The organism is Mesorhizobium sp. M2E.F.Ca.ET.209.01.1.1 (genome assembly GCF_004010375.2).
Lineage (GTDB): Bacteria > Pseudomonadota > Alphaproteobacteria > Rhizobiales > Rhizobiaceae > Mesorhizobium.
Genome location: NZ_SADP02000663.1, coordinates 1 through 336 on the forward strand (window position 1 = coordinate 1; position 336 = coordinate 336).

General features: G+C 56.8%; 1 protein-coding gene. It reads right to left on the reverse strand.

Going from position 1 to position 336, the window contains the following annotated elements:
* On the reverse strand, positions 1-336 hold a 336-nt coding region (locus tag EN852_RS37345), incomplete at both ends, for a hypothetical protein (RefSeq protein ID WP_135879801.1).

Consider the following 336-nt stretch of genomic DNA (forward strand, 5'->3'; position numbering starts at 1 on the left):
TATAGCGGCCTGGCCTCTCTGGATCCGCAACTGCGAGGTCGATGAAGAAGCCGGCAATGCCCACTTGAGCATGAACCTGATAACCCATTTCGATCAGCGCGTTGGCTACCTGTTCTACAAAGATTGAATCCATTTCGCGAACCGTGACTTGGGCAAGCGAAATTCGCCCTGTTCTCGCGTAGTGCAAGAAGAGCTTGAAGGCGAAGATGCCTTTCCCTTTGCCACGCTCCAGGTCGATGTCCTCGTCTGTGATGGACGCGAATACTTCGCAGCTGCGCTTGGCGCGGCTTATGAGGACGTTGAGCCGACGCTCGCCGCCTTCCGCGCCAAGAGGGC